Origin of the sequence: Streptomyces sp. NBC_00775 (assembly GCF_036347135.1) — a bacterium.
Lineage (GTDB): Bacteria > Actinomycetota > Actinomycetes > Streptomycetales > Streptomycetaceae > Streptomyces > Streptomyces lutosisoli.
Genome location: NZ_CP108938.1, coordinates 9,581,263 through 9,598,239 on the forward strand (window position 1 = coordinate 9,581,263; position 16,977 = coordinate 9,598,239).

Below are 16,977 nucleotides of genomic sequence, written 5' to 3' on the forward strand. Positions count from 1 at the left end.
CGATGTGCCAGGTGGGGGTCACCGCCCGGTCAGCCGGCAACGGCGGACCGGGCGGGAGCGTGTTCCGGCCTGCGCCCGTCGACGGCGTGCCTGCGCGTGGTCTCGCGGGCCGTGTCGTGCGGCGGACGGAGGGGCACCGTCAGCACGGGCGTCGGTGCCGGAAGCGTGAACCACACGACCTTGCCCGACTCGCCGTCGGGACGCACACCCCAGCTCTCGCTCACCGCGGCGACCATGGCGAGGCCGCGTCCGCAGGTGGCGCCCGGGTCCGCGTCCCGCACCTCGGGAAGGCGGGGGTCGTGGTCGTGCACCGAGACCGTGAGCCGGTCGAGCAGCAGCTCGATCTCCACGGTGCACAGCTTGTCGGGCTGGGCGTGCCGGTGGACGTTGGTCAGCAGCTCGGTCACGCCGAGCGCGGCCCGGTCTATCAAGGGGTCCAGATGCCAGTAGCGCAACTGCGCAGAGACGATTCTGCGGACCTGGCCGATCCGCGACGGCAGGGCTTGGAGCTCCACCGTGCAATGCCTGCTTGGCTGGCTGATCACGGCTGCGACTCCCCGAATTGAGGTCCGGAAGAAGACGGAGATCGGATCCAGCAGGGTGGCTGAGTGGAACGGCCGCCTGCTGTGGTGGCCGGCGGGCTGGTTCGCAGCGTTATCGCCGGTAAACCCAGAGTGATGTGAGACCAGCGTGACTCAGGGGGTGCGGTCCTGCAACTCGCGGCACTTTCCGCCACCGCGGCCGCTGTTCCGGCCGCCGCGCCCCGCTGCCACACGTCATCGCTCAAGCAGCTGAGCCCTGCCGCCCCGCGTACTGCTTCAGCCGCTGCGTCCGGCCGCCTTGCGTACCGCGTCGATGAACCGGCGCGCCGAGGGCGGCCCCGGCTTGCCGGGAGCGGGATCGTGCTCACCGAGTATGAGGGAGTAGCGCGTGCCGTTGACATCCGCCAGCGCCCGGTCCTCGTGGGCGAACCAGGGCTTCGACGCGCGCACCGCCTGCACCGGCGCGCTGTCGATCTCGCTGCCGTAACTGGTGAGCAACTGCAGCCTGCCGTCGCTGATCCGGACCTGTCCGGCCCGGGTGAGCGAGCGCAGCCTCTTCCCGATCCGCACGCCTGTGGCCGTGAACTCCGGCTCCGCCATGATGCCCCGCCCCCTTGTGCGCTTCGGCTGTGCCCTGTCGTGGTCCCGCGTCGGGCCGTGACCCAGTGTGCACCGCTCCGGCCACCGCCTCGCGCGAGGCGGCCGGCACGCGGACACGCCCCGTGCGGTGCAGTCTGCCCGCAGGCGGCGACGAGCACCAGTGCGCATGGCGAGGTGACGGCCCCGGCGGAAGCACACTCCGGGATGCGCCCCCGTCGCCGGGCCGAACCGTCCCCCAGGGGTGCCTTTGGGCTGCTCAAAGGTGTGTTTATGCAGGTGAGAAGCGTGCGCAAGGTGTTTATGATCGAGGCGTCCGACCAGCTGAACCGGCGTCGGCGCGATGTGTAAGGAGCCCCGCCGTGAGCAGCCCCCAGCAGACCCGGACCGGCGAAACCCTCGATGTCGACCACAGTGACGCGGAGTACCGGGCCTGGCTCAAAGAAGCCGTCCGCAAGGTCCAGGCCGACGCCAACCGTTCGGCCGACACGCACCTGCTGCGTTTCCCCCTGCCCGAGAAGTGGGGCATCGACCTGTACCTGAAGGACGAGTCGACCCACCCCACCGGCAGCCTCAAGCACCGCCTCGCCCGCTCCCTCTTCCTGTACGGGCTGTGCAATGGCTGGATCCGGCCCGGCCGTCCCGTCATCGAGGCGTCCAGCGGCTCGACGGCGGTCTCCGAGGCCTATTTCGCGGGGCTCATCGGCGTGCCCTTCATCGCGGTCATGCCGCGCACGACGAGCGCCGAGAAGTGCCGTCTGATCGAGTTCCACGGCGGGCAGTGCCACTTCGTGGACGACTCGCGCAAGATGTACGAGGAGTCCGCCGCGCTCGCGGTCGAGACGGGCGGCCACTACATGGACCAGTTCACCTACGCGGAACGGGCCACGGACTGGCGCGGAAACAACAACATCGCCGAATCCATTTTCCGCCAGCTGGAGTTGGAGCGATTCCCGGAACCGGCGTGGATCGTCGCCACGGCCGGTACCGGCGGCACCTCGGCGACCCTCGCCCGCTACGTCCACTACATGCAGTACGACACCCGCATCTGCGTCGCCGACCCGGAGAACTCCTGTTTCTTCGAGGGCTGGACCACCGGCGATCCGGACGTCACCTGTGACTGCGGCTCACGCATCGAGGGCATCGGACGGCCGCGCATGGAGCCGAGCTTCGTACCGGGCGCCATCGACCGGATGATGAAGGTGCCGGACGCGGCGAGCGTCGCCGCCGTACGAGCCCTGGAACAGGCCATCGGCCGCAAGGCGGGCGGCTCGACCGGCACCGGCCTGTGGAGCGCGCTGAAGATCGTCGCCGAGATGGTGGCCGAGGGGCGCTCGGGGAGCGTGGTGACGCTGCTGTGCGACCCCGGGGACCGCTACCTCGACAAGTACTACTCGGACCAGTGGCTGGCCGAACAAGGGCTGGACATCGCGCCGTACACGGCGGCGATCACCTCCCTGCTGGAGACGGGCGTCTGGCCGGCCTGACCTCGGCGGGGCGCTCGTGACGTCGGGCGTGCGCGACCTGTGACATCAGGCGTACATGAAGTCGGGCGTGCGCCGCCTGTGACATCAGGCGTACGTGATCCGAGCGCGCGTCGGCTGTTGCGTCAGGCGTGAGTGGAGGCCAGCCGACGGTCCAGCGCCATCACCGCGTCGCGGAAGGCGCGGCCCAGGCCCGCCCGCCCGAGCCTCAGGGCCAGCCGGAAGGGTACTGCGCCGTCGGTGGCGAAGGTCCACTGGACGCGCGTGCCCTTCCCGGCCGGCGTCAGTCGCCACTCCTCGGCCAGGGCGCGGGCCCCGGGCGCGTTCGTGACGTCCACCCGGTACGCGTACACCTCGGGAGCCCTGGCCGCGAGGACCGCCTCCTCGAAACGCGTGCCGCCCCTGAGCCGGACCTCGCGCCCGGCGCCGTCCTGGGTCGGCCGGGCCAGCGTCACGGCCGAGAACCACTCGCTCCAGCCGGACACGTCCTCGGCGAGCGCGTGGAAGACCGCCTCCGGGGAAGCCGCCACCTCCCGCGCGAACACCAGACGCAGTGGAGCGGTCTCGATGAAGTCGAGTCCCACCGGACGCAGACGGCGTGCCATGGACGGAACCCCCTAGCGGGAACGGAGTCCCGGGCGGCATTGGGCGGTGACCAGGGCGCGCCCCTGCCGTGGGTGGCGCGAGCAGCGTCACGGGCGGCGCGGGGACGCCCTGGAGGGCAGCGTCACCATAGCTGGCGGACCGTCAGATGTCTGTACCGTCTCCGGGCTCACCGGCCACCACCAGACGCCTCAGGTGTTCCGCGATCTCCGCGCGTGCCTCGGCCGGCAGCCCGGCGTCGGTGACCAGCGTGTCGACCTGTTCGAGCGCGGCGAACGAACTCAGGCCCACCGTGCCCCACTTGGTGTGGTCGGCGACCACGACGACACGCCGCGCGGACTGCACCAGCCGCCGGTTGGTCTCGGCCTCCGCCAGGTTCGGCGTCGACAGGCCCGCCTCGACCGATATCCCGTGGACACCGAGGAAGAGCACATCGAAGTGCAGCGCCGCGATGGCCTGATCGGCGACGGGCCCGACGAGGGAGTCGGACGGCGTGCGCACCCCACCGGTCAGGACGACCGTGGCGGCGCCCTGCCGCTGACCGGAGGAACGCTGCGCCGAGTGGAACACGTCCGCCACGCGTACCGAGTTGGTGACCACGGTCAGGTCCGGCACATCAAGGAGCTGATGGGCCAGCGCGTACGTCGTCGTGCCACCGGAGAGCGCGATCGCCGAGCCCGGCGCGACCAACTCGGCGGCGGCGCGCGCGATGTCCTCCTTGGCGGTCAGCTCCAGACCGGACTTGGCCTCGAAGCCCGGCTCGTGCGTGCTCGCCTCGACCACCGGCACCGCGCCGCCGTGCACCTTCTCCACGACGCCCTGACGGGCGAGCGCGTCGAGGTCGCGGCGGACCGTCATGTCGGAGACGCCGAGCTTCCGGGTCAGTTCGTTCACACGGACGCCACCGCGGCGTCGCACCTCGTCGAGGATCAGGGCACGGCGCTGCTCCGCGAGGAGGTTCTGATTCTCACTCACGCCCGCTCCGGTCCCTTCGCCGCCCACTGCCCGTCACTCCGTCCGAACCCACTCCCACGTGGACATTCTCCTTGTCCGAGGTCCTGAGGACGACCCATCCTCGCACGGGTCACCGACAGTCGCGCCACTGCCCGCACGGACACCGGGTCCCTCCGGTGCCGTCACTTTCACACGTATCGGGGAGATTCCGTGACTACCGGTGTGCGCGACCCCCGGAGTGGAGATCCTTGTGCCTGCACATGACACACGCAACAGGCGGCACGGGGGAAGTGCAGAACAGTGGAACGTGCACGGGAACATGGATCGACCGGGGAGCTCGACAGCCCCGCGCAGCGGCCCGAAGGGGTCGAAACCGCCCTTGAACTCCTGGTCCACGGAGTCGGCGGCACCACACCCGAGGAGATGCTGGGCGATCCGCGGACGGTCCGGATCACCGGCGACGCGACGGCGGCGGTCTACCGGCGCGTCGACGACGCCGACGCGGAACAGCGTCCCGACGACCACCGCGGCGAGCCGGTGCGCGAGGCCTATGTGTGGTGCAACCTCACCTCGGGCAACGGCGCCCGCGCCCTGTGGCTGTTGCTGCTGCCCTTCATGGTCGTCAACCTCGCGCACTGGATGCGCCCCACCACCCGGGGCCGCAAGCGGACGATCCGCCTGTACGGCCTGCTCGTGCGACTCGCCGGACTCACCCTCACGGTGCTGCTGGTCGCCGCCGCCTGCGAGGTCGCCCTCGACCTGACCGCCTGGCAGTGCGCGGGCACGCGCGCGTGCGCCCGGGAACACTCCTGGCTGGGATTCCTCTCACCGGCCGGGTCCGGCGGCTGGTGGAGTCAGCCGGGCCGCCGGCTCGCCCTGGCCTGCCTGGTGCCCGCCGCCCTGACCGGCCTCCTGTGGTACCTGTCCCACCGCACCTGGAGCGCGTACGAGTCGCAGCAGCCGATGTCCCGCAGGGCGGAGCCCGACGAGGAGACCGGACGCACCGGTCTCGGCCGGCCCGGTTTCTGGTACGGGCGCCGTCTGGTGGCCCGGCTGCGCGCCGCGCACACCGCCGCGGGCTTCCTGACGATCGCGGCGGCCGTCGGCACCTCCGCCGCCCGCTACGACCGTGCCTCCGGAGGCCCCGCCGTACTCGACACGCTGGGCCGGCTCCTGGACGCAACTCTTGTCGTGGGCGCGGCCATTGTGCTGTGGGTGGTCTGCCGCCGCGGCCGCAGCGAGAACCGGCTCGACCAGGAACTGGACCAGACCCTGGTGCGCTGGCTGCCCATGAGCTCGATCGCCCTGCTCGCCCTGACCCTGGTGTACGCCGGGTGGTCACGGCCGGACTGGCACTCGGCGCGGCGACTGCCCGGCGACATGACGTTCGGCGCCATCGCCCTCCTCCAGTGCCTGCTTGTCATCGCACTCGGCGTGGTCGCCCGCATCCTGTACCGCACCCGTCCCGACACGCGCACCGCGATGCGCGGCCTCGCCGGTCCCGCCGTCGCGATGCTCGCCTGTGCGCTGGGCGGCGTGATGTCCGGCGGGGTCTCCCAGCGTGTCGCCGACTGGCTGGACGGCACCCGGGACTCGATCCCGGGTCCGCCCGTCCTGCTGACCTGGCAGGCGTCCGTGATCCCTCCGCTGCTCGTCGTACTGCTGGCCCTCATGGGATGGCTGGCCCGGCGGACCTGGCAAATGCGGAGCCAGGAGGTGGACGCCGTGGAGCTCGACTACAAGGGAGAGCCCAAGGACACCGCCCGCACCCGCCGCATCGCGAGCACGCGCGCGATGGCCGCCCTCACCGACCGGGCGCCCCGCATGGTCGGCGTCATCTCGTTCGTGACGCTGCTCCTGGGCGCCGGAGCCCTGACGGGTGCCCTGACGGCCGAGGAGCCTCCGGGCACGGCCGCGCAGGGGGCGTACGCCTTCGTCCAGGGCGCCGCCGAGACCGCGCAGGCGCTGGGATCCTGGCTGATCGGCTTCGGCTTCATACTGTTCGTCACCTGGGGCCGCCGCGCCTACAAGGACCCCGCCGCCCGCCGCACCATCGGCATCCTCTGGGACGTCGGCACGTTCTGGCCGCGCGCCGCCCACCCCTTCGCACCGCCGTGCTACGCCGAGCGCGCCGTGCCCGATCTGACCTGGCGCATGGTGACCTGGATCCGCGCCACCGGCGGGCGGCTCGTGCTCTCCGGGCATTCCCAGGGCAGTGTGCTGGCGGCCGCCGCGGCCTGGCAGCTGAAGCCGTCCGTACGCAAACGGGTCGCCCTGCTCACCTACGGCTCCCCCCTGGAGCGACTGTACGGGCGCTGGTTCCCGGCCCACTTCGGCCCGGCCGCTCTCACCTCGCTGCACCGCGAGGTCGCCTGCTGGCGCAATCTGTACCGCCTGACCGACCCCATAGGCGGGCCCGTCCGGCTGCCCGGCGACTGCGGCCCCCAGGTCGACCGCGAGGCCCTCAAGGACCCGCTCGCCTACGGACGCACCGAGCGGCATCCGCTGCCCGCGCCGATCCTCGGCCACTCCGACTACCAGGCGGACCCGGCCTTCGCCGAGGAGCGTGAACGGCTGCTGGCGCGACTGCGGCCGGATCTGCCCGGGCCACGGCCCGGAGGTGACGCTCAGGGCAGCTCCGGCAGATCCTCCGAATAGAGCAGCGTGAGGTCGTCCGTGCTCGGCTCGTCCAGCTGGGCGACCCGCCCCGCGTGCCGCTCGACCATCGCCTCGAAGGTCTGCCGAGCGGTGCGGCCGTTGCCGAAGGCGGGTCCCTTCGGGATCGCCGTGAAGTACTTCAGCAGTGCCTCGGCCGCGCCCGGGGCCAGCCGGTACTCGTGCTCCTCGGCCTGCTGCTCCACGATCCGCAGCAACTCCTCGGGGAGGTAATCGCTGAAGGTGATGGTTCGTGAGAAGCGCGACGCCACACCGGGGTTGACCGAAAGGAACCGCTCCATCTCGGCCGTGTAGCCCGCGACGATCACCACCACCGCCTCCCGGTGGTCCTCCATCAGCTTCACCAGCGTGTCGATGGCCTCGCGCCCGAAGTCACGGCCCGAGTCCTCCGGCGACAGCGCGTACGCCTCGTCGACGAACAGCACGCCGCCGCGCGCCCGGTCGAACGCCTCCTGGGTACGGATCGCGGTGGAGCCGATGTGCTCGCCGACCAGGTCCACCCGGGACACCTCGACGAGATGCCCCTTCTCCAGCACACCGAGCGAGGCGAGGATCTCGCCGTACAGCCGGGCGACCGTCGTCTTGCCGGTGCCGGGGGAGCCCGTGAACACCAGATGGCGCCGTACGGAGGCCGCCTTGAGGCCCGCCTGCTGCCGCCGGCGGCCCACCTCGATCATGTCGGTGAGGGCCCGCACCTCACGCTTGACGCTCTCCAGGCCCACCAGCGTGTCGAGTTCACCGAGAACGGCCTTCGACGTGCGCGCCGGCTGCGCGGGCTCCGCGACGGCCACGAGCGGCTCCTGCTCGGTGGTGCGCTGGCCCGGGATCGCGCCCAGCAGGCTCGGTGACGGGCTCGACGTCAGTACGGCCGTCTCGTGCGCCGGGGGCCGCGGGCCGGCGCTCTCGTCGCTCGTGCAGTCCTCGACGACCGGGCCACCGCCGGCGCCCTGCCCGGCGCCGTCCGCGAACTCGTAACCCCCGCGCGCACAACGCTCCGTACGGCACTTCTTCAGCGTCGCGCGGCAGCCGTCGATCACATGGAAGCCGTAGCCCCCGCTGTCCGTCACCCGGCAGTTGAGGAAGCTGCCCCGGCCGCCCGCCGACACGTAGAAGCCCGCCTCGGCCGGTGAGGTGACCGTGCAGCGCTCGATGGTGGGATCGGCGCCCTTGGTGACGATCACGCCGGTCTGTGTGCCGTCCACGGTGCAGCCGGACAGTGTGCCGCCGCTGCCGTGGTCGCGGAACCAGGCGCCCGTCGCGGCGTCCCGGATACGGCAGTCGTCCAGCTGTGCGGTGGCGCCGTCGCTCACCGAGACGGCCGTGTTCCGCACTTGGGAGAGATCACTGTCGACGACGTCCGCGCGCGAACCCCGGTCGAGCACGAACAGGGCGTCCGGGACGTCGTGCACCCGGCACGACTCGAGGACCGCGGTCGCGCCGTCGCTGACCCACACCGCGGGGTAGTCGCCCGTGCTGTCGAAGATCTCGCACTGGTTGGCGTCCACGCGCGTGCCCGGGTCCCAGACCGACAGGCCGTTGCGCCCGAACTGCCGCACGCTGGTGCGGGTCAGCGTGAGGACCGAGCGCGAGCGCAGATCGACCGCGTTCTCCGGGATGTCGTGGATACGGCAGTCGGCGAGCGTCAGCACCGCGTCCGTGTCGAGCGTGACGCCGTCCGCGGTCGTACGGTGCACATCGCAGTCGGTGAGATGAGCCGTGGCCCGCCCGGTGATCTGCACCCCGGAACCCTTGACCTCGTACACCTCGCAGCCGACGGCCTCCAGCGACGAGTTCTCACCGGTCACCGACAGGCCCGCGCCGGAGGCGTGGTGCACCCGGCAGCGCTCCAGACGCGGATGGGCGCCCCCGCGGACCGCGACGCCCGACTGACCGGCCGCGACGACCTCGCACTCCTCGAACACCCCACCGCCGCCGTCCAGTACGGCGATGCCGATGCCGGCCGGATTGTCGACCGTGCAACGCCGCACGGTCGGACGGGCCCCTCCGCGTACCTCGATCCCGGCCGCGGACCGCGTGACGATCCGCACGTCCAGGAGCTCCGGCGTGCCCTCCTCGACGAGCAGCGCGGGCGCGGCCGAGTCCTGGCCTTCCACATGCAGGTCCTGGACCACGGCGGAGGCGCGCACGGTCAGCGGCACCCCGTCCACCGGCGCGATGCGCACGGAGCCGGGGAAGCCCTCGGGGCCGCGCAGCGTCACCGCGCGCTGCACCACCAGGTTTTCCCGGTAGGTGCCGGGAGCGACGGTGAGTACATCGCCGTCTGCGGCGGCCTCCAGGGCGGCGGCCAGCGATGCGTACTCTCCCGTGCGGCGCCGCCACCGCGAGGTGCCGGTGTGCGTCACCTGGACCGTGCCCTGTGCCATGGCGCTGTTGTGCCCCCACCTCGTCGTACGCGGGTCCTGCGAGGCCGTACTGAAACCCCGTCGGGATCAAGGACAGCCTCTCACGACGGTGCCGAACAGTTCGGCCGGTCCACCGTAGCGTGCGCGGGGACGCCCGGTTGACCGGAGCGGAAAGGCTGTCAGCTGCCGGTGCCGGTCCTGCCCCAGTCGGGGCCCGCCCTGTCCCACGCCTGGTCCCAACGGGCATACCGGCGACGGACCATGCGCCAGAGGATCAGCCGCCTGCCGCCCTCGACGAGTCCCGCGCACATCAGGGCCGCGCCGAACCCGGCCAGCACGGCGTGCGTCGTCGCGGTGGCGCTGTCCAGCGGGCGGCCCACTATTCGGCCGTGCAGGTCGGTCCAGATCGTGAAGTGGTCCCCGTGGTGGGGGGACTTGAGGGCGGCTGTCACCGTGCCGTGCCGCGCGGTGCCGTCCGGTGCCGTCCAGTCGGCCAGTACGCGACTGTGGGCGTCCCGTACCGACGATGTCTCGGGGTCGGGCTCCAGAGGGCTGCGGGACAGCTTCTTGAGGACGGTGGCCGCCACCTCGTGGCGGGTCTGACGCTGCTCCCGCACGGACCGCTGCAAGGCGTCCTGGGCCGCGGCCCCGACGACGGCGCCGAGCAGGGGCGCGGCGACGAGGACGAGCAGGACGGCCGCCAGGGCCAGCCAGGCCTCGGCCAGATCGGTCGTGCGGCGCAGCGGATTGTGCCGCCAGCGCCAGAGTCCGCTGATAGCTCGCACCGTCCCGCACCCCCTTCCGCGTCCGTGATAACCCGCAGCGGAGCCGTTCACGCGAGAGCCCGGGTAAGAGAGAGCGAAATCACCCTCCCCATGGGCCTCTCATGAACTCCTCACGAAGTCTCAACGATCGTGCCCGCGGCCCGGGTTCCCTCCGTGAACGCCCATTCGCGGAACTGGATCGCACGGGCTATTCGAGGACGATGACCGGATCGCCGACGCGCACCGTGCCGGGGGACTCGGGGACCAGGTTCTGCCCGAAGACCAGCTGGCCGCCGAAGCGGCGGTGGCGTCCAAGGGTGCGCAGGGGTTCCTTGCCGCGCTCGGCGGAGTCCTGGTCGGTGGTGGTCACGACGCATCGGCCGCACATTCTGGCGACCCGGAAGGTGACCTCGCCGATGGCGATCCGGGACCAGTCGTCCTCGGCCCAGGCGGTGGTGCCGGACACGACCACGCTCGGCCGGAAACGGCTCATCGGGAGTGGTCCCTCATGGGCGTGCTCGCCCTGCGCGATCAAGGAGTTGAGGGCCTTCAGCGAGGCGAGTGTGGTGACCAGCAGCGGATAGCCGTCGGCGAAGCTGACGGTCTCGCCCGGGAGTGCGAAATCAGGGTCGACAGGCCGGCGCGTGGCCGGATCGTCCATGTGGACGAGGCGCACGTCGGCGCCCAGATAGTCGCTGCACCAGGCATGCGCGGCGGCGTCGGCGAGGACGGCCTCCACCTTGTCGCCGAAGATGTCCAGCGTCGTCGTGCCGACCGGCTCGGGCACGGGGACGTTCACCGGCTCGCGGCCCTCCGCGGACAGCCGTATGCCGCCGCCGGGCAGCAGCTCGGCGGCGGCGAGTGCCAGACGTGGCTGCTGGCGTTGCGTGACGACCTTTCCCCCGTCGTCGATCAGTACCCAGCGTCGGTCCCCGGCCAGCCCCCAGGGCTCCACGACGGCTTCCCGGGGTGACTGGCCCCGGAACGCCTTGACCGGATGGACATGGATCGAGTGCAGCTCCGCGTTCCCCATGACACCCATGGTGCCAGCAGGCACCGACAATCCGGTGCGAATGACTCAGTAGCCGCGGTACTGCTGGCCGTTGTACGGATCCTGGTAGGGAGCCGGAGCGGGACGGGGAGCCGCGGGGCGCATCGCCTCGTAGCCGGTGCCGGCCGCCATCGGGCGCTGCTGCTGCGGCTGGCCGCCCGGGTAACCGCGCGGTCCCCCCGCCTGCTGCGGGATGTACGGCGCGGGGGCCTGCTGGAGCGGTGAGGGCTGCTGGGCCTGCGGGTAGCCGTACGAGGCCTGATGGGAAGGGCCGGCCGGCAGAGCGGGAAGCGCCGACGGAAGGGCGGGCAAATGGCTGCCCGTGTCGTAGGCGGCGGGAACCCGGATCGGAGCGATCTGGGGGGTGCCCCGCTCGGCGACGAGGGAGTCGTAGATCGGGGTGTCCTGGAAGGCGGAGTAGTAACCGCCGCCATAGGTGGAGCGGGGGGAGGTCATGGCACATAAGTTAAGCCCACGATGTGCTGGTTGGGGAGACCGATAAGAGGGTTGTTTTCCGTGTCGGCAGTGACGCGGGATCCCCAATGCGAGCGAACTCGGCAAAAAAGGACGCCAAAGAGGGTTCAGATCGTGTAAAGGCCGAGTTCCTGGCGGGTTACCGGCGGTTGACCATGGATCTTCCTGTGCGGGTCATGGGAGTTCGATGGGTCGGGGGATTAGGTTTGGCTCGGAGGGGGCCCGCGGACTGCTCGAGGCGCGGCCCGGCGCGGAGACACGTGATGGGGGCGTACATGTCAATGTCTAAGGGATCGAATGTTCCTGTCCCGACGACCGCGCTGCGCGTGGAATTGGGATGGCGTTCAGGACCCGGAGTACCCGACGCGGATGCCTCCGCGTTGTTGCTGGTCTCCGGAAAGGTCCGTTCGGACGGCGACTTCGTCTTCTACAACCAGCCGTCGCACTCCTCCGGCGCCGTGCGGCACGAGGGCAAACGGGACACCGGTGGCCAGGTGACCGACGCACTGCTCGTCGACCTCACGCGCGTCGAGCCCGCGATCGAGACGGTGGTGCTGGCCGCCTCCGCCGACGGCGGCACCTTCGGACGGGTGCCGGGCCTCTACATCCGGGTGCTCGACGCGCAGCGGGGCACGGAGGTCGCACGTTTCGACAGCGCCGACGCGACCATTGAGACCGCCTTCGTGCTCGGCGAGCTCTACCGGCGCCAGGGCGCCTGGAAGTTCCGCGCGGTCGGACAGGGCTACAGCAGCGGACTCGAAGGACTGGCCACGGACTACGGGATCACGGTGGACGAGCCGCAGCACGCGGCACCCGCCGCCGCGCCGCCCGCGCCCGGCACCCGCGTCCAGGGTCCGCCGCCCGTGGCTCCACCGGTGACCATGCCTGCGCCGGGGACGACGCCTTTGCCGGTCGCCCCGCCCGTGACGATGGCCCCGCCCCCGATGGCTCCGCCGACCGCCCCGCCCACGGCTCCTTCGGCTCCGGTGCGCCTGTCCAAGGTCACGCTCACCAAGGAGGCCCCCTCGGTCTCGCTCGCCAAGCAGGGCGGCACGTCCGGTGCCATGCGCGTGAACCTCAACTGGCAGGTGCGCAAGCAGTTCTCGGGATGGGGCAGCAAGCGGGGCCGTGCCGTCGCGATGCACGCGGACCTCGACCTCGACCTGTGTGCCCTGTACGAGCTCTCGGACGGCCGCAAGGGAGTCGTCCAGGCACTCGGCAACGCCTTCGGGGCGCTGCACCAGCCGCCGTACATCCATCTCGACGGCGACGACCGCACCGGCGCCGTGGCCAGTGGCGAGAACCTGTCCATCAACCTCGACCACAAGCAGAGCTTTCGGCGCATCCTCATCTTCGTGACCATCTACGAAGGAGCGCGTTCCTTCGCCGACCTGCACGCCACGGTCACCCTGCAACCGCTGGGCGGCGCCCCGGTCGACTTCTCGCTCGACGAGTGCACGGTGCCCTCGACCGTCTGCGCCCTCGCCCTCATCACCAACAACGGCGGCGACCTGGTCGTCCAGCGCGAGGCCCGCTACCTGGTCCCCGAGCGTGGCGTGAGCCCGCAGCGCACCGTGGACTACGCCTACGGGTGGGGCATGAACTGGACCCCCGGCAGGAAGTGAGCGATCAGCTCTCGTCGAGCGCGGTGCCGGGGCGCGTGTAGGTGCGGCCCTTCCAGGCCGCGCCGCGCCCCCGGTAGTGCTGCACCGCGGAATCGACGGTCATGAGGAGGTACAAGAACGCGGTGACCGGCAGCAGCGGAGCGAGCCACAGGGGCTGCCGGTAGTAGCGGAGCATCGGCACATAGGTGACCGTCATCAGCAGCCACGCGAGCCCCCCGGCCGTCGCCGCCCACGCGTTTCCCGCGGCGAGGCCCACCGCGAGAGCCACCGGTGGCGCCAGGTAGACCACCGCAAGACCGGCGACCGTCCCGGCGAGCAGCAGCGGGTTGTGCCGCAGCTGGGCGTACGCGCTGCGCGAGACCATCCGCCACAGGTCGTGCAGTCGCGGATACGGCCGCACGCTGTCCACCCGGTCGGCGAGCCCCAGCCAGACATGGCCGCCGGATCCCTTGACCGTCCGGGCGAGCGCCACGTCGTCGATCACGGCATGCCGGATCGCGTCCGGAATCCGCGCCCGCTCGGCGGCATCCGCGCGCAGCAGGACACATCCGCCCGCAGCGGCCGCCGTCCGCGAGCCCTTCACCGCGATCCGGCGGAACGGGTAGAGCTGTGCGAAGAAGTAGACGAAGGCGGGCACGACGAGCCGCTCCCACACGCTCTCCACGCGCAGCCGGGCCATCTGCGAGACGACATCGAAGCCACCGGTACGCGCTGCCGCGACCAACTCGCGCAGGCTGTCCGGGGCATGGGCGATGTCCGCGTCCGTGAGCAGCAGGAATTCGGGTGCACGCGCGCGTGCCAGGCCGATGCCGTGGCGCACGGCCCAGAGCTTGCCCGTCCAGCCCTCCGGCGGCTCTCCCGGCGAGTCGACGGTGAGCGGCAGCCCCCCGCGCGTGCGGGCGAGCTCACGGGCGAGTTCCCCGGTGCCGTCCGAGCTGCCGTCGTCGACGAGGAAGACCTCCGCCCGCCCGGGATAGTCCTGGGCGAGGAGCGACGGCAGGCTCGCGGGCAGCACGGCGGCCTCGTCGCGCGCGGGGACGACGACGCAGACGGAGGGCCAGTCGTCCGGGTCCGTGCGGGCCGGCAGCCTGATGTCCGTGCGCCAGAAGAAGCCCTGGCAGAGCAGCAGCCACAACCAGGCGGCGAGTGATCCGGCGGCGATCCACACAATGGCGCTCACGGGCGCAGTCTGCCCCACCGGACCGACTCGTCGGAGCGCATCGTCTATCGTGACCGGGTGAAGATCGCGCTCATGGACTCCGGAATCGGCCTGCTTCCCGCCGCGGCCGCGATACGCCGTCTGCGACCCGACGCGGATCTCGTGCTCTCCTGGGACCCGGACGGGATGCCCTGGGGGCCGCGCACGCCACAGGACATCACACGGCGCGCCCTGGCGGTCGCCGAGGCCGCTGCCGCGCACGGTCCCGATGTCCTGATCGTCGCCTGCAACACGGCCTCCGTCCACTCCCTGCCCGAGCTGCGTGCACGGTTCGAACCGGATCTGCCGATCATCGGCACGGTCCCGGCGATCAAACCGGCCGCCGCGGGAGGCGGGCCCGTCGCGATCTGGGCGACACCCGCCACCACCGGGAGCCCTTACCAGCGCGGTCTCATCCGTGAGTTCGCCGATGGCGTGGCGGTCACCGAAGTGCCCTGCCCGGGGCTCGCGGACGCCGTGCACCACGCCGACGAGGCGGCCACCGACGCCGCGATCGCCGCGGCCGCCGCACTCACCCCCGACGACGTGACGACGGTCGTACTGGGCTGCACCAACTACGAACTGGTCGGCGAGCGCATCCGCGCGGCCGTGCAGAAGCCCGGACACGCGCCCCTCATCCTTCATGGCACGGCCGGAGCGGTCGCCGCCCAGGCGCTGCGCAGGATCGGTGAGCTCCCGGAACCCGGGGCACCCGCCGAATCCCGCCTCACGGTCATGCTCAGCGGCCAGGAGGGCGTGCTGCCCGCGACCGCGCTCGCGTATGCGGAAGGCCGCCTCCTGTCGGCGGTCAGCCCGGCGCGCTGACCGACGGTCACTCTGCGTACGGCCATGGTCGGCCACCGCGTGAACGCCCTCCGTACGGCGACCCTCCACCCGGAGTAGTGACGCTCAGCAACACGGTGCCCGCGGTGCGGAACCTGAGTACCCTCATTGACATGAGGGACCACCCCCACGGCGAAGACACCCCGAACCCGGAGATCTGGACCGGTCGCGCGACCAACCGCGTCCAGTGGCTGCCCGCGCTCGGCGGCGCCGCCTGCCTGGCGCTCGGTATCGAGCTGGCCGTCGACTCCGTCTGGACGTCGGGCACGGCCCCGCTCGTCATGTCCGTGGTCGGGTGCATCGCGGCCGGACTGCTCATCCTCTTCGGCACGCTCGCGTTCGTGCACGTGGCCGTGAAGGTCGACAAGGACTGCGTGGAAGTGCGCTGCGGCCACATCGGTCTGCCGCGCCGCCGCATCCCTCTCTCACAGGTCGTCGGCGCCGACTTCGCGCCCCAGGTCACCCCGCGCCAGTGGGGCGGCTGGGGCTACCGCTGGCGGCCCGAGCTGGGGACCGCCGTCATCGTCCGGCGCGGCGAGGGCGTGGTGCTGCGGCTCGGCGACGGTCATACGTTCACGATCACGGTGGACAACGCGGAGGCGGCGGTACGGATCATCCGTGACCGGCTGCGGCCGGCCACCCCCGGCACCCTGGTCTGACCTGGACCGGGCCGCCGTGGCGTAACGCCCTCACGGCCCCAGACGGTCGCCCCGCGAACGGTCCGCGCCCTCCATGAGGTGCTGCCCCTCGTCGACCAGCGGCCGTGCCGTGGCGAGCCCCGCGAGCAGGCCCGCGCCGGCCGTCACCGTGGTGAAGCTCAGAGCGTTGCCGATCGACGCGATGGCGGCCAGTGCCGTCAGGGCCGCGCCCGCCGTCAGGGCGATCGGTGTGGGGCGCGGGGTGCGCCACAGCGCGTACAGGACCCAGCAGAACACCGCGGCGAGCAGTGCCACGCCGATCACGCCCTGCTCGGCCGCCTGCTGCAGAGGCGCGGAGTGGGGTTTGCCGTCGGGCAGCAGCGACTGCGTGACCGTCGGGCTGAGTTCTCCGTAGCGTCCGGGCCCCACACCCAGCGCCGGATCCTGGCGGGCCAGGCGGAGCGCGTCGTGCCAGAGCAGGACCCGGTGCTGGGTGAGCTGCCCCTCCAGGGAGGCGGTCAGACCGTCGGGCAGCGCGTCCTCGGCGATCGCCCAGGTCGCTCCCGTCACGAGCGCCGCGGTGAGCGCGAGGCCCGTGAGCCCCAGGGCGCGGCGGCGCATCCGGGCGGCGGCGAGCGAACAGAGCAGGACCCCGGTACAGGTGACGAACCCGGTGGTCGACCCCAGCAGCGCCGCGGTCACCGCGATCCCGGCGGCCAGCAGCCTCAACGCCAGGCGCAGCGCCTGCGTGCGTGCCGCCCAGGCCGCGCAGCACGCGGCTCCGGCGGAGAGCGTCAGCAGCGCGGCCGTGGCGCCCGTGTGTCCGAGCGGCAAGCTGATCTGCGGGCCGGGAGTGACGATCGCGAGGCCGAGTCCGGCGAGCGCCCCGGCGCAGGGGGCGGCGACCGGCAGGAGTGCCCCGAGGATCCGCCCCGAGGCGTAACCGGCAGCCACCGCGAGCACCGCCAGCAGTACGCCCTCGGGCCTGCCGTCGTGCGCGGCCGCTGTGATCAACGACCAGACGGCGCATGCCGCGAGCACGATCACGCCCGTGGCGTCCGAAGCATTGCGTCTTTCGCCCGCGGCCGCTGAATCGGCCGCGGACGTCATCCCCGTGGACCCCACCCCGTCGCCCCCCGACTATGCCGAGCCCCGGCCGCCGTGG

The 16,977-nt window shown here is 71.9% G+C and carries 15 protein-coding genes; 5 read left to right on the forward strand and 10 right to left on the reverse strand.

Annotated features, from left to right (window positions below; translation table 11 throughout):
* Positions 1–29: 29 nt before the first annotated feature.
* Positions 30–545, reverse strand: a complete 516-nt coding sequence (locus OIC96_RS42565) for an ATP-binding protein (RefSeq protein ID WP_330302703.1) — start codon at positions 543–545, stop codon at positions 30–32.
* A 273-nt stretch (positions 546–818) separates the two neighbouring features.
* On the reverse strand, positions 819–1,142 hold the full coding sequence (locus OIC96_RS42570; RefSeq protein WP_330302702.1) for a hypothetical protein: 324 nt from the start codon (positions 1,140–1,142) through the stop codon (positions 819–821).
* Between the two features lie 359 nt (positions 1,143–1,501).
* Between OIC96_RS42570 and OIC96_RS42575 the strand changes: the two genes are divergently transcribed.
* Positions 1,502–2,626, forward strand: a complete 1,125-nt coding sequence (locus tag OIC96_RS42575; RefSeq protein ID WP_330302701.1) for a PLP-dependent cysteine synthase family protein — start codon at positions 1,502–1,504, stop codon at positions 2,624–2,626.
* 122 nt (positions 2,627–2,748) lie between these two features.
* Here the strand turns inward: OIC96_RS42575 and OIC96_RS42580 are convergent, their stop codons facing one another.
* A complete protein-coding gene (locus OIC96_RS42580; protein ID WP_330302700.1) occupies positions 2,749–3,228 on the reverse strand; it encodes an SRPBCC family protein in 480 nt (159 codons plus the stop codon).
* Between the two features lie 142 nt (positions 3,229–3,370).
* The gene (locus tag OIC96_RS42585; RefSeq protein ID WP_330302699.1) at positions 3,371–4,201 is read right to left on the reverse strand and encodes a DeoR/GlpR family DNA-binding transcription regulator; all 831 of its coding nucleotides are present in this window, start codon (positions 4,199–4,201) and stop codon (positions 3,371–3,373) included.
* Positions 4,202–4,480: 279 nt separating this feature from the next.
* Here OIC96_RS42585 and OIC96_RS42590 point away from each other — a divergent pair, with 279 nt between their 5' ends.
* Positions 4,481–6,838: a hypothetical protein gene (locus OIC96_RS42590; protein ID WP_330302698.1), complete on the forward strand. Its 2,358-nt coding sequence runs from the start codon at positions 4,481–4,483 to the stop codon at positions 6,836–6,838.
* Here the strand turns inward: OIC96_RS42590 and OIC96_RS42595 are convergent.
* The 4 genes from OIC96_RS42595 to OIC96_RS42610 all read right to left on the reverse strand — a co-directional run bounded on the left by OIC96_RS42595 (position 6,808) and on the right by OIC96_RS42610 (position 11,490).
* Complete coding sequence (locus OIC96_RS42595; RefSeq protein WP_330302697.1) at positions 6,808–9,240, reverse strand: right-handed parallel beta-helix repeat-containing protein; 2,433 nt, start codon at positions 9,238–9,240, stop codon at positions 6,808–6,810. The genes OIC96_RS42590 and OIC96_RS42595 overlap by 31 nt on opposite strands.
* Positions 9,241–9,398: 158 nt before the next feature.
* A complete protein-coding gene (locus tag OIC96_RS42600) occupies positions 9,399–10,004 on the reverse strand; it encodes an Rv1733c family protein (protein ID WP_330302696.1) in 606 nt (201 codons plus the stop codon).
* A gap of 187 nt (positions 10,005–10,191) precedes the next feature.
* A complete protein-coding gene (locus OIC96_RS42605) occupies positions 10,192–11,016 on the reverse strand; it encodes an MOSC domain-containing protein (protein WP_330302695.1) in 825 nt (274 codons plus the stop codon).
* A 45-nt stretch (positions 11,017–11,061) separates the two neighbouring features.
* Complete coding sequence (locus tag OIC96_RS42610; RefSeq protein WP_330302694.1) at positions 11,062–11,490, reverse strand: DUF6643 family protein; 429 nt, start codon at positions 11,488–11,490, stop codon at positions 11,062–11,064.
* Positions 11,491–11,789: 299 nt separating this feature from the next.
* Between OIC96_RS42610 and OIC96_RS42615 the strand changes: the two genes are divergently transcribed.
* Positions 11,790–13,133, forward strand: coding sequence for a TerD family protein (locus tag OIC96_RS42615; protein ID WP_330309990.1), 1,344 nt, complete (start codon positions 11,790–11,792; stop codon positions 13,131–13,133).
* 4 nt (positions 13,134–13,137) lie between these two features.
* On the opposite strand, the gene OIC96_RS42620 is transcribed toward OIC96_RS42615, so the two are convergent.
* Complete coding sequence (locus OIC96_RS42620) at positions 13,138–14,313, reverse strand: glycosyltransferase (RefSeq protein WP_330302693.1); 1,176 nt, start codon at positions 14,311–14,313, stop codon at positions 13,138–13,140.
* Positions 14,314–14,370: 57 nt separating this feature from the next.
* Here OIC96_RS42620 and OIC96_RS42625 point away from each other — a divergent pair, with 57 nt between their 5' ends.
* Both OIC96_RS42625 and OIC96_RS42630 read left to right on the forward strand, forming a co-directional pair.
* Positions 14,371–15,156, forward strand: a complete 786-nt coding sequence (locus tag OIC96_RS42625) for a glutamate racemase (protein WP_330302692.1) — start codon at positions 14,371–14,373, stop codon at positions 15,154–15,156.
* A 131-nt stretch (positions 15,157–15,287) separates the two neighbouring features.
* On the forward strand, positions 15,288–15,833 hold the full coding sequence (locus tag OIC96_RS42630) for a hypothetical protein (RefSeq protein WP_330302691.1): 546 nt from the start codon (positions 15,288–15,290) through the stop codon (positions 15,831–15,833).
* A 30-nt stretch (positions 15,834–15,863) separates the two neighbouring features.
* Here OIC96_RS42630 and OIC96_RS42635 read toward each other — a convergent pair whose 3' ends face one another.
* Positions 15,864–16,922 (reverse strand): O-antigen ligase family protein, encoded by a 1,059-nt coding sequence (locus OIC96_RS42635; protein WP_330302690.1) that lies wholly within the window; start codon positions 16,920–16,922, stop codon positions 15,864–15,866.
* Positions 16,923–16,977 lie beyond the last annotated feature (55 nt).